Genomic DNA, 963 nt, shown 5'->3' with positions numbered 1-963 from the left:
TCTCAACAACGGCACCTTGACGGTAAAAGAGGGGGGGCAAGTCAATGGCGTGATGACCGGTGCGGGTAACCTGATATTGGCTGCCGGCACCTTGGTGCTCACCCGTCATAGCCCGGACTATAGCGCAATAACGCACATCCTCTCAGCAGCCAACGCACAGCTGAGCGAAACCGGCGCGTTGGGGCAGAGTGACATTATTATCGATGGTCAACTGACGCTGGATAGCGCCGTGGGCGACCTGGTCAATGCGTTACAAGGGGCCGGTGACGTTGAGCTGACTAACGCAGCAGCGGTGACGCTAACCGGCAATAACAGCCAGTATGGCGGTACCTTTTTCACACAAAGCGGGACCACCTTACAAGCCAGCGCGACGGAGAGCCTGGGGAGTGCTGCGGTGGCTAACGACGGGACGTTGGTGTTAGAGACCGATGGGCTCTGGCAGTTTGTCACGCCAGTCAGTGGTCAGGGTACGGTGGTTAAACAGGGGAGTGGTACGCTACACATTGCCAACGACCAGGTGAGTGCGCAGACCACCGTCATTCAAGAAGGTCGTTTATTGCTCAGCACGACGCCCGCCGTCATCGCGGGGGGACAAGCCAGTGCGATGGCGTTCAGTGGCGCCTCGTCGGCGATTTTAAACAGCAATGTCCGGGTTGAAACTAACGGTACCTTGGCGGGGGATGGCCAGGTGAACGGTAATGTGACCAACGCCGGGACAATCGCGGTTGGGCGCAGTGCCACCAGGGCGGATTACGCCGCGCTGACCATTAATGGCAACTATATTGGCAATAATGGCAATATCATTTTTGATAGCGTGTTGGGTGATGATGCCTCCCAAAAGGACGAACTGGTGATTAACGGTAACACCGCAGGTCAGAGTACGGTCACCGTCAACAATATTGGCGGCGAAGGGGCTGAAAACATCAATGGTATTGAAATTATTCGCGTGGGGGGCGTTTCTGT

The 963-nt window shown here is 56.3% G+C and carries 1 protein-coding gene; it reads left to right on the top strand.

What is annotated here, in order from left to right:
- Positions 1–963 (top strand): autotransporter outer membrane beta-barrel domain-containing protein (locus AC2A06_RS18605; protein ID WP_484381271.1); only part of this gene is annotated, 963 nt, incomplete at both ends.

This window comes from Serratia sp. HNCC26DJ244, from assembly GCF_057180565.1.
This window is presented reverse-complemented; position numbering and strand designations above follow the sequence as displayed.